3 protein-coding genes (1 of these 3 only partly in view) are annotated in these 19,026 nt (G+C 65.4%); all 3 read right to left on the bottom strand.

All coding sequences use genetic code 11. The annotated features are described in order from the left end of the window. Tightly spaced (each overlapping or abutting the next), the 3 genes in view from J3U87_RS07775 to J3U87_RS07785 form a layout consistent with a single transcriptional unit that may run on beyond the window. A protein-coding gene (locus J3U87_RS07775; protein WP_237382470.1) for a non-ribosomal peptide synthetase crosses the window boundary here: on the bottom strand, positions 1–2,227 show its start. It extends 10,820 nt beyond the left edge of the window; 2,227 of the gene's 13,047 nt are visible here — the first part of the coding sequence; it begins with the start codon at positions 2,225–2,227; its stop codon lies beyond the left edge, outside the window. Beyond that, positions 2,224–5,607, bottom strand: a complete 3,384-nt coding sequence (locus tag J3U87_RS07780) for a non-ribosomal peptide synthetase (protein ID WP_237382471.1) — start codon at positions 5,605–5,607, stop codon at positions 2,224–2,226. The genes J3U87_RS07775 and J3U87_RS07780 overlap by 4 nt, the downstream gene beginning before the upstream one ends. Further along, positions 5,604–18,980, bottom strand: coding sequence for a non-ribosomal peptide synthetase/type I polyketide synthase (locus J3U87_RS07785; protein WP_237382472.1), 13,377 nt, complete (start codon positions 18,978–18,980; stop codon positions 5,604–5,606). The genes J3U87_RS07780 and J3U87_RS07785 overlap by 4 nt, the downstream gene beginning before the upstream one ends. Positions 18,981–19,026: the final 46 nt, after the last annotated feature.

Consider the following 19,026-nt stretch of genomic DNA (forward strand, 5'->3'; position numbering starts at 1 on the left):
CGTGCAGCAGGCTGGTCCAGAGTTCGAACGTCAGTGCGTCGAAGGCGATGTTGGAAGCCATGACCACGCCGTCGCCCGGCGCGACGCTCAGGTACTCGCGGTCGAAGACGAGGCGAAGCACGTTGCGGTGGGTGACCTGAACGCCTTTGGGGCGGCCGGTCGTACCGGAGGTGTAGACGACATAGGCGAGGTGGTCGAGATCGGGACGGGGGGACGGCAAGCTGGCAACCGCTTCGGACGGTTCCAGTTCGTCGAGATTGACAACGGCCAGACCGGCCAACTCGAACGCCGGCAGCTTGGCCTCGTGCGCGTCGTCGGTAATCACGGCCAACGGGGCGGCGTCGCCGATCATGAAGGCCAGGCGGTCTACCGGATATTCGGGCGCCAGCGGCACATAGGCCCCGCCGGCGAGAATCACGCCCAACAGCGCGGCCACCAGCTCAGGGCCGGGTTCGAGGCACACGCCGACGTTGATGTCCGGTTCGATGCCGGCCTCGAGCAGCTCGGCGGCGATGGCATGGGCCCGCGCCGATAGCTGGCCGTAGGTCCATTCGATGTCGCGGTGCCGAAGCGCGATCGCGTCGGGATCGGCCCCGGCCCGCGTTTGGAACAACACACCCAAATCGCAAGGGGGGTGATCGCCACCGCGCACGCTCAGCGCCATCAGCGCCGTTTCTTCCTCTTCTTCCATGAGGGTCAGTTCACTGAGAAGACGGTCGGGGCGCTCGACGATCTGGAGCAGGATGCGGCGCAGCCGCGCGAAGAGCTGATCGACGGCGGGACCGTCGAACAGATCGCGGCAGTACTCGATATCGCAGTGCAACTCGCCCTCTCGTTCCCGGAAGACGAGGCTCAGGTCCTGGCGGGCGACACGGGTTTCGCCGTCGACGTAGGGCAGGACTTCCAGGCCGGGCAATTCGAGCGGGTGGTCGACGGCATTGGTCAGGACCACCTGAGTCTGGAACAAGGGATGACGGCTGGGATCGCGCAATCCGCCAAGCCCGGCATCGACGATCTTTTCAAAGGGCAGCTCGGCGCGATCGTAAGCTTCGGTGGTGGTGCGGCGAACGCGGGCCAGCAGTTCCCGCCCACTGGGATCTCCGCCGAGGTCAACCCGCAAAGGCAGAAGGTTGACGAAAAGCCCCAGGACTTCTTCGAACCCGCGTGCGGGGCGCGCGCCGGTGGACGTGCCCAGTATCAAGTCATCGCAACCCGAAAGCCGCTGGGCGGCGGCCGCGAACCCGGTCACGAGGACCTGGAACAAGGTCGTTCGGCTCTCGGCTGCCAAACGGTGGAGGCGGGCGGTGTCTTCGGCATCGAACGCAAAACTGCGACAGGCACCGGCGTAACTCTGGCGTGGCGGACGCGGCCCCACGTGGGGCAGATCCCATTGAGGCGCATCGGCCACGCGGCGCGCCCACCAGTCCTGCAACGATTCCCATTGTTCGGCGCGGGTGCGCTGCCACCAGGCGAAATCGGTGTAGTCGTGGGCGGGTTCGTCCATCTCGTGCGGTGTCCCGGTAACCAGCGCACGGTAGACCCGCGCCAGCTCGGCGCGGAACACACTCATCGACCAGTCATCGGCGATGATGTGGTGGAAACCCAAAAAAAGCACGTGCTCGTCGGCGGCCAACCGAAGCAGACGGGCGCGAAACAACGGGGCGCAATCCAGCGGAAACGGGCGCGCAGCGAAGGCGGATGCGTCTTCCCGAACGCGTGCTTCGGCATCGGTGCGGTCACTGAGATCCAGGTGCTCCAGGTGCCAGCGCGGGCGATCGTGAATGCGCGGCACGGGCTTGCCGTCGATTTCCTCAAACGAAGTACGCAGACCGGGATGACGACGAATCAAGAAACGCAGCGCCTCGTCCAGACAGGTGGTGCTCAGATCCCCGCGCAGGCGAAAACCCTCGACCAACACGAACACGGCACTGTCGGGCTGAACCCGATCGAGAAACCACAGACGTTCCTGGGCGAAGGACAGCGACGGGGCGACCTCGGGCGGGCGCCGAATCGCGTCCTGTACGGGCGCGGTCGCGGCGCGAGCGTGCGCGAGAAAGGCCACGATCTCCTCGCGGCGCTGGCCGAGTTCGGCGCGCATCTCGGCGTCCAACGCGCCCTTGAGTGCGCGGAACCGCAACTGGTCGACCTCGTCGAGCCAGATCCGCACGCCGCGGGCGCGCAGTTCGGCCATGAGTTGGGGCGTGGTCAGGCGACTTGCGAGCTTCATAAGATGCCTTCCTCCATGTCTTGGTCCGGATCGTCGTCGGGTCCGCCGACGGGCACGGTGACCCGATCGGGAAGTGCGTGGTCCAGCCAGGCGGCCTGGTCGGCGAGCGTGTCGTAGCGAAACAGAACTTCCAGTGGTGGTTCGATGCCGTGGGTCTCGGCCAGGCGGGCGGCCAGGCGGGTCAAGGTCAAGGAATTGCCGCCGATTTGAAAAAAGGCGTCGCGGATGTCGAAGCGGCGATGACCCAGCACCTCGGCCCACAGGTCGGCCAAGATGCGCTGGCTCTCGGTAGTAGGTGGTTCACATTCGCGTTCGGTTTCGGCACCGGGCAGCGGCAATCGGGCCCGATCGAGCTTGCCGTTGGGCGTGCGCGGCAGAGTTTCGAGCCATCCCCACCAGGACGGCACCATAAAGTCAGGTACCTGACGGCGCATCGCCCGCCGCAATTCGCCCAGGTCCGGGTCCTGACCCGGTTCGGCCACCAACCAGGCGGCCAACAGCGGCTCGCCTGCTTCGCGGTGGACGTGGACCGCCACATCGGCGACCCCGGGCAGTTCGCGCAGGCGGGCCTCGATCTCGCCCAGCTCGATACGGAAACCGCGAAGCTTGACCTGGTGATCGAGGCGGCCGAGAAAGGCCAGTTGGCCATCGTTGCGAAGACGGGCCAGATCGCCGGTACGGTAGAGGCGGGCGCCTGGCTCGGTGGCGAAGGGGTCGGGAACAAAGCGTTCGGCGGTCAGGCCCGGGCGATCCAAGTAACCTCGAGCCAGGCCGCTTCCGGCCAGACACAGTTCTCCGCCGGCACCTGGCGGGACGGGGTGGCCGGCGGGGTCGAGCAGGTGGACGCGGGTACAATCGATGGGGCGGCCGATGGGAGCCGGTCGCGGATCTTCGAGATCCAACCAGGCGAAGGTACTGTAGGTCGTGTCCTCGGAGGGACCGTAGCAGTTGGCGACTCGTTCCAGACCCGCATTGCCGCGCAACCCGGCAAGAGTCTCGTGGGGGATGGGCTCACCGGCCATGACCACGGCGCGCAGGGTCGACGGCAGCGCACCGGTCATCAGCAAGGTCGCCATGGCCGAGGGCACGGTATTGATCAGCGTCACCGGGGCACGACACTCGGCAAGACCCAAGGCGTCGCGCACCAACACGACGGTGGCGCCGGTCGTCAGCGGCAGGAAGATTTCGAAGACTGAGAGATCGAAACAGACCGACGTGGCGGCCAATACGTGGCGGCGTTGTTCGGCGGGAAAAGCGCGCTCGGCCCAATCGAGCAGCGCGAGCACGGCCCGCAGGCCGATCGCGACACCCTTGGGTCGACCGGTCGAACCGGAGGTGTAGAGTACGTGGGCCAGGTTGTCGAGATCGGGGCGCTGGGCCGCGACCTCTTGGGATGCTTCCGTCCCTTCAACACTGGGATCGAGCACCTCGCCATCCCAATCGGCCACCAGTGCCTTCGAAGCGGCATCGGCCAGTAGCAGTGCGGCACCGCTGTCGTGAAGGCAGAAAATCAGGCGTTCGGTCGGGTAGGCCGGATCGAGGGGCACGTAGGCAGCACCGGCCCGTTGCACGGCGAGCAGGGCCACGATCAGGTCCGGTGTGCGCGGCAGGCAGACGGCGACCCGGGTCTCGGGACGAACCCCGCGCGCGACCAGCGCGTTGGCGAGGCCGGCCACACGGCGTTCCAGCTCGCCGTAGGTCGTGGATTGGTGCTCCCATTGGATCGCGATCGCGTTCGGGGTGCGTGCGGCCCAACGGGCCACCCGCTCGGCAGGTGTGTGGCGTTCGTCCACGGGTGCGTCCGTATCGTTCAGTTGTCGAAGAAGGATTCGCTCTCCTTCGGTCAAGGTCTCTTCGGCCGCCAAGCACAGCTCGGGTCGGCGCGCCCAGACCGTGATCAGGTGACGCAGTCGCTCGACGAATCCCCTCACCGTTTCTCGTTTGAAGCGTGCGACGTCGTAATCCAGAGCCAGCTCGAAATCGTCGCCGGAGCAGATCACCGACAGGTCCAGATCGGTCTTGGCCACTCGCAGCGGTGGTGTCACGAGCCGGGCGTGTAGGGGTCCCGCGTCGATGTCGCGAACATCGGACGTTTCAAGCGCGAACCCCACTTGAAACAGCGGGCCGCGATGAGGATCGGCGTGGCGCCGGCCCCGTTCGGAAAGGCGAGCCACCAAGTGATCGAATGGGGTTTCGGCGTGATCGAAAGCATCGCGGATCCACGCTTTGACGTCTTCCAATGCACTGGAGAAACGGGGATTGCCCGTCAAGCGCAAACGCGCAACCAGCGTGTTGACGAAGAGCCCGACGGCCCCTTCCAATTCAGGATGAAAGCGATTGGCGATGGGCAGGCCCACGGTCAGGTCGGTTTGACCGCTGACGCGGGCCAGGAACATAGCGTAGACGGTGAGGAACCAGGCGAATGGGGTGGTGTCGGCCGCACGGCAAGCGGCGCGAACGGCGGCGGAGGTTTCCGGATCAAGGGTGAGACGAACGCGATCGCCCTCATGGGTCGGTCGTTCGGGGCGCGCGTGGTCGTAAGGAAGCGCCAGTGCGGGCGGCGCGCCCTCGAGTCGATCGGTCCACCAATCCAGTTCGCGGTCCAGCCGGGCGCCGCTCATGCGGCCCCGCTGCCAGGCGGCGAAATCGGCGTAACGCAGGGTGGGGACAGGCGGTGCGGCCTCATCAGCGGGCGCCACCGTCCGACGGTAATGGTCCAAAAGCTCGCGGGCCAGAATGGCGAGCGAGGGCCCATCGGCCAAAGCATGGTGCAGTACCAACAGCAGCGCAGCGCGCCGGTCGGTCTCGCGGACGAGGAGCGCGCGAGCCAGGGCGCCGCGACTCAGATCGAACGGCTGGTGACACGCGTCGCGAAGCAGTTGCTCGCGGTGGTTATTGCGGTACTGCTCGGTCTCGGAACGCAAGTCCACCTGGCGCCGAGGCCAGGTCATGTGTTCCGCTACAAGTTGGACCAGAGCACCGCCGCGCAAGGCAAAGGTCGTACGCAACACATCGTGGCGGGCGACGAGGGCGTCGAGCGCCAACCAGAGCGCGTCCACGTCAAGCGGCCCCTCCAATTCCAAGGACAGCGGCAGGTTGTAGGCCGGTGAATCGGGATTGACCCGACCATGGAACCACAGGCGCTCCTGGGCGAACGAGGCTGGTGCCGGGTTCGGGCCGTCCCAGGAGGGAATGGTGGTTTCTTCGAGGGTTTGGCCTCGCTCGAGAAAGGCAATCAGGGCTTCGCGATGTTGGCTCAGTCGGGTGCGTAGCTCCTGAGTGACGGCTTCTCGCGGGGCGTCGCAGCGCAGCCGTCCCTCGTCCACGTAGAGGCGGATGCCTTCGGTTCTCAGTTGGGTCAGAAGTTCTTGTACGCTCATATCTCGAAATCCACCCTTGCTTCGTTCGCGGGTTCGCCGACCAGTGCGGTGGCCGCCCAATCCAGGTTGTCCAGGTACTCGGCCATGGCGGCCGGGCTATCGGCTTCGAACAACGCGCTCAGCGGCAGCGGGCGACCGGTAAGGGCCCGCAAACGCAGCACGAGGCGCGTCGCAGAGAGAGAATGGCCGCCGAGTTCGAAGAAACCGCCGTCGCGACCAACGCGCGCCAATCCCAGGATTTCGGCCCAGAGGTCGGCCAACTGTTGTTCGCGTTCGGTACGCGGCTCCAGGAAGGGGCGGCGCAGCTCGCGGCCAAGCACGGCGCCCTCCGTCAGTCGGCGACGGTCTACCTTTCCGGACGGCGTCTTGGGCAGCTCCTCGATGACCGCAAACCGGCTGGGCATCATCCAGGCTGGCAGGCGCTCGGCGAGCAGGTCGCGCAACGGTTCCAGATCGAGATCGACATCGACGGCCGGGACCAGGTAGGCCAAGAGGAATCGCTCGCCGGTATCGTCGCGGCGGGGAACCACGACCGCATGAGCGACATCTCGATGGGATTCCAGCAGGCATTCGATCTCGCCCGGCTCGATGCGGTAGCCACGCACCTTGACCTGGTGATCGGACCGACCGAGGAACTCGATGGCCCCGTCCGGCAGCATGCGTACCCGATCGCCGCTGCGATAGAGGCGGGCGCCGTCGGTGGAGAAGGGGTCCGGTACGAAGGCCTGGGCGGTGGCGGCCGGCCGGTTCCAATAGCCGCGCGCGGGAAGCGGGCCGCCGATGTAGAGTTCTCCGGGCGTGCCGATGGGTACGGGCCGCATGTGGGTGTCGAGAACCCACAGGCGGGCGTTGCTGATGGGTCGTCCAATGGGCGGGAGGTCCGGCCAGGCGTCGTCCCCCGGATGCCAGGCACTGGCTACGTGGGTTTCCGAGGGTCCGTATTGGTTGACCAACCGGCAGAGGCGCAGGCGGGTCAGCAGCGTCGCAATCGCCGGCGTGAAGCGGAGTTGCTCACCCGCAGTGATGATTTCGCGCAGGTCTTCCGGTAGCGGCTGATCCTCGTCGGAGAGTACCTGGGCCAAATGGTTGAGCGCCACGAACGGCAGGAAGAGGCGCTGGACCGAATGCTCGCGCAGGAGCTTCACCAGTTGAAGGCCATCCCCTCGAACCGATTCCGGCGCGACGATCAGTGGATCGCCACCGGCGAAGGCGGTGAACATCTCCTGATGGTGGACATCGAAACTTAGCGAGGCGAACCACAGCGTGGGCGCGGCCGGTGCACAGGCCGTGGCGCGCCGTTGGCAGGCCACCAGGTTGGCCAGCACGCGGTGCGGCATGGCGACCCCCTTGGGTGTCCCGGTCGAACCGGAAGTGTAGATCAAGTAGGCGAGATGGGACCCGCAGAGATCGGGCCTCGGGGCTTGAGCGGGTTGATGCACCAAACCCGATCGCGCTTGGTCAAGGTCCAGCAGCGGCACCCCGCCCGCGATCGAGGCGAGGGTGTCGGCCCAACCCGAACCCTTGGTCAGAATCAACCGAAGCGAGGCGTCTTCAATCATGGCCCGCAGGCGCTCGAGCGGGTAGCCGGGGTCGAGCGGCACATAGGCTGCCCCGGATTTGAGCACCGCCAGCACGGCGACGACGGTCTCCACGGAGCGATCGAGGCAAATGCCCACCCGGCGTTCAGGGCCGGCACCGCGTTCGATCAGGGCATGGGCCAGTTGGTTGGCTCGGATCTCCAGCTCGGCGAAGGTAAGCCGGGTTTTCTGCACGCCCTGACCGTCGATGACGGCGATGGCGTTGGGGTACTGGGCCGCGCTGTGCTCGAAAAAGTGATGGACCAGCTCGTAGCGCATGGGACGCTGGGTCGGCTGGACCGCCGCGATGCGTTCGTCTTCGATTTCCGGAAGCAAATGCGCCCGGCGATGGGGTGCATCGGGCTCGTCCGCCAGCAAGGCAAGCGCCCGGAGGTGCATCGCAGCGTAGGTCTCGATGCGATCTGCGGGGATTCGCTCGCGCTGATACTGGAGCGTGAAGGTCAATGCGTCGTCCCAGGGATTGCGTTCGAATTCCACCAGCAACGGGAAGTGGGTGAAGCCGTGGAAGCGCAAATCGGACAGGTTCTCGAAGGACCCGGTCAATCCGTGAAAGTGGATGTAGTTGAACACGCTTTCGAACAGGGCCGGCCCGCCGAGTTCGCGCTGCAGGCGTGCCAATGGATAGTCGCGGTGAGGTTGGCAGGCGGCCTCGTGCGCCGAAACCTGGCCGACCAGTTCGCGCCAGCTCTGGTTCGTGGGCGCCTCGGCCCGGGACCAGTCCTGGGGCACGGTGTTGACCAGCAAGCCCACCTCGTGATCTTCCCGACGGGTGGGCACGATCAGCCCGCAGATGGGGTGTTCGCTGTTGCAGATGTCGGCAAGGACGCGCAAATGCACGGCCAGGAGCAGGGACTTGAGCGGCACCGCCCACTGGCGAGCACGTTCGATCAGGGTGCGGCTCAGGGTTGCGTCCAACACCTGGGTTCGCTCCATCGGGCCCCGTTCGGCCAGCGCATAACCCGCAGCGGGACTGGGGCCCGGCAGCGCGATCGGCGCCAGAGCGGCATACCGCGCCCGCCAAAATGCCGCCGTTTCGGGTCGGGCGGCAGCGCGTCGCTCAGCCTCGACCGGCGCCGTGAGATGCCCCGTCCGGCCCTCCCCTGCCCGCTCGGTGCGAAGCTCGGGTTGGGTCTCCTCGGCAGTGCGATACCGCGCCATCAGGTCCTTGAGCAGTTCAGTGACGCTCCACCCATCCAGAATCGCGTGATGGAAACTAATCAGAAGTTGGAAGGCATCGTCGCCGAGCCGAAGGAAGGCGACGCGTACCAGCGCATGATCGGCAAGATCGGGACGATCCGATCCCAATACCGATCCACCATCCAAACGGAAGGGTCTGGCGACTTCGGCCGCCACCCTTTCGTCGATCTGCAGCCGTTGCCGCTCCGGTGCCTCACGGGTGAGATCGGAGAAATCGGGTTCCACAAGGCGCTGACGTGCCACGAGTTGTAACGCCTCATCGAAGCCCGTCAGAGCAAAGCAGGTCCGTAGAATCGGTTGGTGGCCGTTCAACTCGTCCCAAGCACGGGTCATCGCCGTTTCGTCCAAGGGCTCGTCGACGCGGAAGCTAAGCACATCGTGGTATATGGCGTTCTCTGCCGCCAATTCGGCGTGGTAGACGATGCCTGCCTGTCCCTCGCCGAGGGGAACGGCATCGATCACCAACGCATCGAAGGGTTCCAGACGCGCGCGGTCCTCGCGGGACACCAGCTCGAAGGGAGTTCGGGCCTGCTCGGGAACCGTTTCTGCAGAGGTGGCGTTTCGATCGCGTTGGCGCAACGCGCCACACAGTTCGGCAATCGTTGGATGGGTCAACAGGTCGCGAACCGTCACGGCCAAGTCCATCTCACGCAGACGGTTGGCCAACTGGAGCGCGAGCATGGAGTCGCCGCCAAGACTGTAGAAATGGTCGTCTGGACCGACGCGCTCCAGGCCGAGAACGTCGCACCAGGCCGCACCGATCCGGCGAACCAGGGGATCCGAGTCGTCGCGGTCGGCGGGTGTCGCCACCGCTGGGTGGTCCGGTACGACCGCGACCGATTTCTCCAGGACCAAACTCGCGGTGTCGACCTTGCCGTTGAGGGTCATCGGCAGGGTTTCGACCGTCGTGAACCGGGTGGGAATCATGTAATTCGGAAGCTGCTGGCTCAGGAAACGGCGCAGGCCCTCCTCTTGGAACGCCACGCCCGCTTCGCCCACCAGCCAGGAAGCCAGCAGGGGCCGCCCATCCGGGTGGCGGCGCAGGTCGACCGCGGCGGCCTTGATCGCCGGGTGCCTCATCAGCGCGGTTTCGATTTCCCCCAGCTCCACCCGGAATCCGCGTAGCTGAACCTGTTGGTCGACGCGGCCGAGGAACTCGAGATCGCCGTCCTCGGTGCGGCGCACCAGGTCACCGGTACGGTAAAGCCGCGCGCCGGGCCGATCGGCGGACGGGTCGGGCACGAAGCGCGCCGCGGTCAGGGCCGGTTGCCCGAAATAGCCGCGCGCCACGCCATTGCCGCCCACATAGCATTCGCCGGGAACGCCGGGTGGCAGCGGCTCGAGCCGGTCGTCGAGGACATGCACGGCATTGTTCGCCATGGCCGTCCCCAAAAGGATGCGGTCAATCCCCGTGTCGCCCGCCTCGATCAGCCGCCAGGTGGCGTTGACACAGTTCTCGGTCGCGCCGTAGATGTTGCGAACCACGGTGTGCGGGTAGCGCGCGAACCAGCCCTTCAAAACGGCATGGCTTAACGCTTCGCCCCCGAACACGAGGGTGTGTACGCCGTTGAGGCGTCCCGGATCGGCGGCGTCGGCGGCATCCAAGGCGGTGAAGGCGGTCGGCGTTTGGCACAATACGTTGACGCGTTCCCGCTCCAGCAGAGCCACCAGTTCCTCGGGGGTCCGGCTCACCAGATAGGGCACCATCACGACCCGGCCCCCAAAGAGCAACGGCGCGAACAGCTCCAAGACGGAGAAGTCGAAAGCCAGAGAATGGAAGCAGGCCCAGGTCTCACCGGCACCGAAGCCCCACTCCTCGCGGCATTGGAGGAAGTAGCGAACCGCCGTGGCGTGGCTCATGGCGACGCCCTTGGGTCGCCCGGTCGAACCGGAAGTGTGGATGATGTAGGCCAGGTGATCGCCGTCGATGTGGCGATCGAGATTGGCACATTCGGTCGCGGGTACCTCGTCACACCCCTGGTCGAGGATGATGCGCAAGTCCCCATGACGGTCGCTCAAGCGCTCCGCCAGCGCGGGTTCCGCCACCAGGACGCACGGACCCAAACCGTCCAGAACCTGGTCGATGCGGGCGGGCGCGTTGGTGGAGTCGAGCGGGACATAGGCCGCACCGGACTTGAGCACCGCCAGAATGGCGACCACCGCCGCCAGGCCCCGCTCATGGTAAATCGGTACGTTGTCACCCACGGCCACACCGGCCTCGACGAGACGGCGCGCCAATCGATTGGCCGCGTTGTTGAGCGCGGCACAGGTCAACTGATGGGTCCCATCGGAAAGGGCCGGCGCATCCGGGTGGGATCGCACCGTGGCCTCGAACAGGGTGACCAGGTTGGTGGCGGGCGGCAGCGCGGCGGATGTGGCGACACACCGGGCGGTGCGCTCTTCGGGTGTCAGCAGCGGCAGGTCCAGGACCGGACGAGCCGGGTCACGGGTCAAGCCATCCAGAAGGAGGAGGTACAGCCGCGCGAAGCGATGGATCAATACTTTATTATATATAGAAGCATATTCGAATTTGAGGTGGAGGTCGTGGCCGTCGTCCAACACGTCCAGGTGCAAATCGACCTTGGCGTGCGCCATCGGCAGGTCGAGCAAGGCAACATCCAGGCCCTCGAACTCGGGCAAGCCGTCGATGCGGTCCAAGTTGAACGTCAAGTTGAGCAGGCCGCCGAAGCCGGCGGGCACCTTGGCGCCCAGAGCCTCGGCCACCTGCGCGAAAGGCGCGCGCTCGTGGCTGAACGCGGCTAACAGATCGGAACGTACCTGAGCCAGCAAGTCCCTACCACTGAGCCCGGACGCGACATGTACGGCGATCGGCAGCAGATGTGCGTGGTAACCGACCGCACGGCGAGTGCCGGCGTGGCGGCGGCCGGAAACCGGAACGCCAAGGGTCGCACGCCGGCTGTTGGACAGGCGAAGCGCCCAAAGGCCATAGGCGGCGAACAACACCATGAACTCGGTGCATTTGGCACTGGCGGCCAGTTGGCGAACCCGTGCGCGGATTTCGGCGGGCACGGTCAGCGTATGACGCCCGCCTCGGTAACTGAAGCGGGTCCCGCGCGGGCGGTCCGGCGGCAGCGCGACCAGTGGGAATCCATCAGGGAATCGGGACCGCCACCAGGCCAGATCCTCTTGCCAAGCCTCGGAATGACGGTAGGTGTCAAAAGCTTCGATGTAGGTTCGCAGGGGCTCGGCCGGAGCGAGATCGGCCGGACGACCACCGCGTTCGGCGTTGTAGAGCACGCCGAGTTCCTGGAGCAAAAAGATCAGACTCAACCCGTCGACGACGATGTGGTGAAACAGCAGCAAGAGCCGATGCCGGTTTGTTCCCTGGCTGACGAGGTGAAAGCGGAATAGGGCCGGTCCGTCGAGGTTCAATGGCTGGGCAGCCAGCTCGTCGATCAGGCCGGTCGCTTCGCTCTCGAATTCGAGCCGATGATGGTCGAGCCTCACCGGTACGCTCTTCGATACCACCTGCTCGGCACCGTCGCTGGTGAAGTGCGTGCGCAGGGCATCGTGGCGCGCGACCAGCCGCATCAGGGCCCGCTCCAGGGCGAGCGGATCGAGATCGCCCGTGAACGTCAGGCCCAAACGCTCGACGTAGGCTGCGTCTGCGTCGGGTTCCATCTGAGCGAGGGCGAACAATTGACGCTGCGCCTCGCTTACGGGCAGGCACTGCTCTTCTGCGTCGCGGACATCGATTTCCGCACGCCGCTCCGCTTTGGGAAAAAATCCGCCTCGGCGCATCGCGTGGGCGGCACGGCGAATCGCGTCAAGGAGCCGCGAAAGATCCTCATCGTCGTGAGCGGTGGAGAGGAAGCAGTTGCGGACGTTGCGGACGTAGACGCCCTCGAGCATCAAGTGGTAGAAGAAAAGTTCCGGATCGGTACCCGCCAAGGGTTTGAAACGGAACAGAGACCCGAAGTTGACGAGCTCCAACGGGAAACCTTCGTGGTCGAAGAAACGGTTGACCTCGGCCACGAAACGATCGGTACGCGCCCCGAGTTCCTGCTGAAGTTGGGGTCCGGCCTCTTCCAGGTGGATCAACACGGCGCGGGCCGCCGCCATGGTCATGGCCTGCATTTGGTAGGTCCCGGCCATGAACGTGGTTTCGACGCGCGGGTAGCTGCCGTCGCCGAAGCACCATTGACCGCCGTCGATGCCGTCCATCAGGCGGGCGCAGCCGGCCACGGCCCCAATGGCCATGCCGCCGCCCAGCGCTTTGCCGTAGGTAGCCAGATCGGCTCGGATGCCCCAGAGCCCCTGACAGCCGGCTGGGTGGACGCGGAACCCGGTGATCATCTCGTCGAGGATCAAAGGTACGTCGCGGGATTCGGTCAGCCGTCGCAATTCCCGCACGAAGGCGGCAGGTTGGAGATCGGGTCGGGCGCTTTGCACCGGCTCCACCAGAACCGCAGCCAGGCTGTCGGCCTGTGCGGCGATGACCTCCAGCGCCGAAGCGTCGCCGTAGGGAAGGACCAGGGTGTCGCCGACGACCGACGGCGGGATGCCGGGCGCCACCGGCTTGATGCTGACTTCACCTTCCAACTCGGCGCGGCGGGCCAAGACGGCGTCGCCATGACCGTGGTAGGCATGTTCGAACATGACGATGCGCTGGCGTCCGCGGGCGCTGCGGGCCAGGCGGATGGCGGCCATGACGGCCTCGGTGCCGGAGGACGTGAAGGCGACGCGTTCCATGCCGGTCAACCGGCAGAACCGCTCGGCGACCTCGCCCGCCAGGCGGGAGCGCAACCCCAGTTGCGAGCCGCGCGCCAGTTCAGCGGCGATGGCGCTCTGAACCACTTCGGGATCGTGACCCAGCAGATTCACACCAAAACCCATGGTGATGTCCAGGTAACGGTTGCCGTCGATGTCGACAACTTCGGCACCGCGGGCCTCGGCGACCTCGATCTCGTACAGCATTTCTTTGGTGGAAAAACGGAAGCCCAAGTAGGCTCGGTAGTCGGCCAGGTTGGGTCGGTTGTGCTGGGCACGCCGCTTGGACTCGGCCGTGCGCTCGGTATAGGTGCGAACCAACTCGTCGAGATGGGCTTTTTGCACCGTATCCAGACCGGCTGACCGGGAACGCCCCAGTTCGGCGCCGGTCTTGCGGGCCTGTAGGTGGTTCCCACGCGGCACGGCCTGAACTCGAACCGGGGACGAAACCGAGGTCGGTTCCTCTGCGGGAGCTGTTGCACTGCGCGCTTGCGGTTGAGCCGAGTTGCGCGAAACCGGAGCCGCGGCGGCCGTCGCAGGCATTTTGTGCGCGGCCGCGGCTCCGACCGGCAAGGGTGCGGGCGCAGGAGCCGCGTTCATGTGCGCGGTAGGTGTGCCGACCCCGGCGAGGGCGGCCATCAACTGGTGGTGTTGGGCCATGACGCGCTCGTGGCTCGTCAGGATTTGGGCGAGTGCCGAAGGCTGCACTTCGGCAGCGCTGAATCCGGCCGCAATGCCGGACCCTGAATCGGAGGCCGCCATCGACGGAAGCGGTTCGTCGTCGGAATCCGGCGCCGCTGCCATGCACTCGGCCACGTGGACGGCCAACGCGCGCGGGGTGGCCAACGCTTCGAACAGATCGTGCACGCGGATACGAGCCCCGAAGTGGCGTTCGATGAGTGCAATGAAATCCACCAGTACCAGCGAATCGGCACCCATTTCGAGAAAGGGCTGATCGGGTTCTACGTCCTCGGCGGCAATTTTCAACAGAGGTGCGATCATCTCGCGCAAACGGACCAGCACGGTTTCGGAGCTGGGCGCGCTTCGGGTCGCGGTAACCGCGCCGGCGACGGGTGCGGTGCTCGTCGCTTGGGGGTCGGGCTGGGTCATGGCATCCTCCCGGTACGTGGGCGCTCGATGGGCATTGGGTCGGTACCAGTGGGGTGACCGTTCGATGGGATGGTGGGGCAGGGCGATCCGCTGGTTGCGAATGCGATCCCCGTGGAAGGCTCGCCAGTCGATGGGCAGACCGCGCGTCCATAATTCGGAAAGGGCGCGCAGCAACATGTCCCAGTCGTGTTCACCTCGCTTGAGGCAGCCGAACACTTGGGCCCCCGCCGGCAGGATATCGGCAGCGAGCCCTCGCAGCACCTGGCCGGGTCCGATTTCGAGGAAGTGGGTGAATCCGTCGCGGGACATCGCGGTCAAGGCCTGTTCGAAACGAACCGGCTCGCGCAGGTGGCGTTTCCAGTAGGTCGCGTCCGGCGCGGCGCGCAGCAGGTCGCCGGTGAGACAGGAGTAGTAGTCGGTTTGCGGTGGATGCACCGCAATACGTGCGGCGGCCTGAGCGAAGGGTTCCCAAATCCGCTCGATGGCGTTTGAATGCAGCGCCTGATCGACCTTCAATCTGCGATGACGCTTGCCCGCGCGGTCCAGACGCTCGGCCAAAACCGCCAGCTCCGGTTCGCCGCCGCTGAGCACCACGTGATGGGGCCCGTTGAACGCGGCCGGCTCCAGTGCCAGATCGGCGCTCAAACGGGAAACCGTGTCCCGCTCGGCGAACACGGACATCATGCCACCGCTGCCGCTGAGTTTCTGAACCCAGCGGGCCCGCTCGGCAACCAGGAACACGGCATCCTCGAGCGAGAGCGCACCGGCCACGTACGCCGCAGCGAACTCGCCGGCACTGTGCCCCACGACGGCTTCGGCACGCAGCCCCCAATGGGCCAACAACTCGGCCAGGGCGACCTCGACGGCGAACAGCCCAGGTTGGGTGAAGCGCGCCTCGTGTAACGGCTGATCCTCATCAACGGCGAAGAAGCGGTCCAACAGCGATGCGCCCAAATGCTCCGCGAACATCTGATCGATCCGCTGAAGGGTTTGGCGGAAAAAGGGTTCGGTGTCGAACAGTACCCGCGCCATCTGGGCGTATTGCGCACCAGAACCGGTGAACATGAAGGCGAGTCGCGGTCGTTCCAGCGGCTTGCGACGGCCAGACACACAAGCGGCATCGGGCGCGTCATCGAGGTATTCAGCCAGCACTTGGGCAGCGGCGGCCCCATCGGCAGCGGGCACTGCAAGGCGATGGTCGAAGGGGGTGCGGCGGGTTGCGGCGGCCGCACAAAGCGACTCCCAACCAACCGTGTCGGGCTCCAGGAGCAGGTGGCGATAGCGGTCCGCAAGTCGCCGCAGCGCGGTTTCGCTTTTGGCGGAAATCAACAACAGCCCGCGCCCTCTCTCAGGCGGCGGCTCGGTGTCGGCCGGCACCGCATCGGCCTCAGCCAGAATCAGGTGGGCGTTGGTACCGCCCAAGCCGAAGGAGCTGACACCGGCCAATCGCCTACCTTCGATCGGCGACCATTCGGTCGTGCGATCGGGGATTCGAAAAGCGTCGGGCATGGAAATGCGGGGATTGAGGTTGCGGAAATGGAGATGGGCGGGAATCTTTCGATGGCGCAAGGCCAGCAGGGTCTTGATCAGGCCGGCCATGCCGGCGGCAGCCTCCAGGTGACCCACATTGGTCTTGACCGATCCCAGCATGCAGGGCGTCTCGGCGTTGCGACCCTCTTCCAGAACGGCACGCAGGGCGTGACATTCGATCGGGTCGCCGAGGGGCGTCCCGGTTCCGTGGGTCTCGAGATAGCCGATGTGGCGGGCCGACACGCCGGCGTCGGCCAGCGCGCGCCGAATCACGCGCTCCTGAGCCTCGCCGTTCGGTGCGGTGATCCCGTTGCCGCGGCCGTCCTGATTGACGGCACCGCCAAGGATCTGGCCCTGAACCGGCAGACCGGCGATGCGTGCGGCGCGCAACGGCAGCAACAGAATCACACCGCATCCCTCGCCGCGCACGTACCCGTTGGCTTCGGCATCGAAGGTGCGGCAGATCCCATCCGGGGACAACATGCGGCCCTCGGCCAGGCCGCGAGTGATCGTCAGATCGTGGTAGAGCTGGACGCCGCCTGCGATCGCAACGTCGCAATCGCCGTTGCGCAGGGCACGCACCGCCTGGTGTACCGCCACCAGCGACGAAGAACAAGCCGTATCGAGCGTCATGCTCGGGCCATTCAGATCGAACACGTAGGACAGCCGGTTGGCGGCCAGGGCGGGTTGCGTGCCCAATCCGCCCTGAACGTTGAAGACCACCCCGTCGCGGACCATCAGGCGCTCGTAATCGCGGCTGGACATACCCACGAATACGCCGGTGACCTGCCCGGCCAAATCGGGGACAGTGAGTCCGGCATGCTCGATCGCCTCTTGGGTGACCTCGAGCAACAGGCGGTGTTGGGGATCCAACAGCTCGGCCTCGGCGGCGGAGATCCCGAAAAAGGCGGCATCGAAGCCCTCGACCTCTGCGAGGAACCCACCATGCGGCACCTCCCTCCCCGGCTCACGACGTCCTTCCGGTAAGGGCCCCACGCCACTGACGCCCGCTTCGAGCAGATGCCAAAAGGCGTCGATTCCATCGGCTCCCGGGAAACGGCAACCCATGCCGACCACCGCGATCGGTTCGGCAAGGTCGCGGGTATGGGCGGCCTGGGCGGCCATGACCGTTTCGTCCGGCGATTCACGTTCAAGGAAAGCTGCCAACCGCATCGGCGTGGGATGGTCGTATACGACGAGCGTATCCAGGGCGCGGCCCGTCAATTCCGACAAACGGGCGACCAGACGCGCGGCTTTCAACGAATTCATGCCCCAGGTGCCCAGGGGTTGTTCGGGATCGATGTGCTCGATCGACACTTCGAGCACCTCGGCCACGGCCTCGCACAGGGGACGCAGCCAACGCGGCTCCTGTCGATCGGCACCGGGCCGACTCAGATGCGGGGTTTGGGTCTCCGCGCTTTTCGCTGGGGCCCTTTCGGCCGCGATCGGCCGCGACCAACGCGCGATCTCGCTCAAGGTGTTTTCGGTAAAGGCGACACCGCAGGCACTGCGACGCACCTTCCCGCTGGATGTCTTGGGCAGGCTCGCCTGACGGATGAGCACGATGTGGTCCACTTCCAACTCGTGGTCGCGGGCCAGAGCCTCTCGAATCGCGGCAAACAGGTCGTCCGCGTTCAAGGTGCCGCGCTCCAAGCGGCGCAACGCGGTCCGTTCCACTTCGGCGACGATCAGCAGGCGTTCCCCGACGCTTTCGTCGTCGAAGGCATCGAGCCCCGTGGCGGCACAACCGTCCGCACGCAAGGCTTCGTGGCAATCGACCACGGTCGTCTCCAGATCCTGGGGGTACAGGTTGCGGCCGTGGTGGATGATCAAGTCCTTGTGGCGGCCGGTCACGTAGAGCAATCCGTCGCATACAAAACCCAGATCCCCGGTGCGCAGGTAGCGCGCTTCGGAGGTGCCGTCGAGCCGCCCACCAAATACCCGCTCCGTTTTCTCGGGATCTGCGAAATAACCGCGAGCGACACTGGGGCCCCGCAGCCAAATCTCGCCGACTTCGCCCTGTTCTCGGGGTTTCAGGGTGACGGGGTCGACGATGTGCATCTCGGTGGTTGGGCCTGGTGTGCCGACGGCCACCAGGATCCGTCCGCCCGCGTCGCAGCGAACCGCCCGCCCGCGTTCCAAAGCGGCCGCGTCGAAGGGCGTATAGCGCGGTCCGACTCCGTAGGTCGTGGTCACGGCTTCGAGTGTGTACTCGGCCAGGCCATAGCCGGGACAAAGCGTCTCCGGTCGCAAACCGTGGTCGGCGAAGGCTCTGGTGAATCGCTGCAGCGTGGTGGCGCGAATGGGCTCGGCCCCATTGACGGCCACCCGCCAGGAGGATAGATCCAGGCGGAGGCCCTCCTTTTCAGCCTTGGCAATCGCCGCCGCGCACAACTCGAACGCGAAATTGGGTGCAGCGCAATGGGTCCCGCGAAAGTGCTGAATGGCCTGGAGCCAATCCAACGGACGCTGAAGGAAATGGGTGGGCGCCATCAGGTAACCGGGAAAACGCTTGAACAGGGGCATCATGACGCCGTAGACGAGACCCATATCGTGAAACACGGGAAGCCAACTCACCATCACGCTGTGGGCGTCATGGCGGTAGGCACGATCCATCTCTTGCAAGTTTGCGAGTATGCTCGAATGCGTGACTTCTACGCCTTTCGGTGATCCTGTCGAACCCGAGGTATATTGCAGAAATGCCACGTTTTCAGAATTGAAGGTTAATTCACTTTCATAATATCGCTGCTCGCACGCATCGATGTCCTCCATCTCGGTATCGCATGGGAGGCTGTGAATCGTTAAATCCATGCGATGACCGGATTTGGCCATACGGGTCTGCACCTGATCGACGCGATCCGGAGAAGTCAGCGCCCATTTGGCGCCGGAATCCTCGCAAATCAACGAAAGTCGGAAAAAATGGGCCTTCGATGCCGGTGGAAACCCCGGTACGGCCACCCGGCCGGACAGCAGACAGGCGTAGAACGCGACACAGAAATCGAGGCCGGGCGGATACAGCAAGAGCACGCGATCGCCTTGCCGGGTATGCGATTCGATGTCGTGGGCCGCGGCCAGTACTTTCCGGTAAAGTGACTGATACGTTAGTACTTGTTGCGTTTCTAGAGTTTTAGAGATAAAGCCGTAGGCGATGTTCTCGCCGTGGTGAAAAGCGGCATGACGCAAACCGTCGAGCAATCTTGGTGGCACCAGACTCTCCTAAAAGGCAGATCTGACACACCGTGCTCAACCCACA

Source organism: Sulfidibacter corallicola, assembly GCF_017498545.1.
Classification (GTDB): Bacteria; Acidobacteriota; Holophagae; order Acanthopleuribacterales; family Acanthopleuribacteraceae; genus Sulfidibacter; species Sulfidibacter corallicola.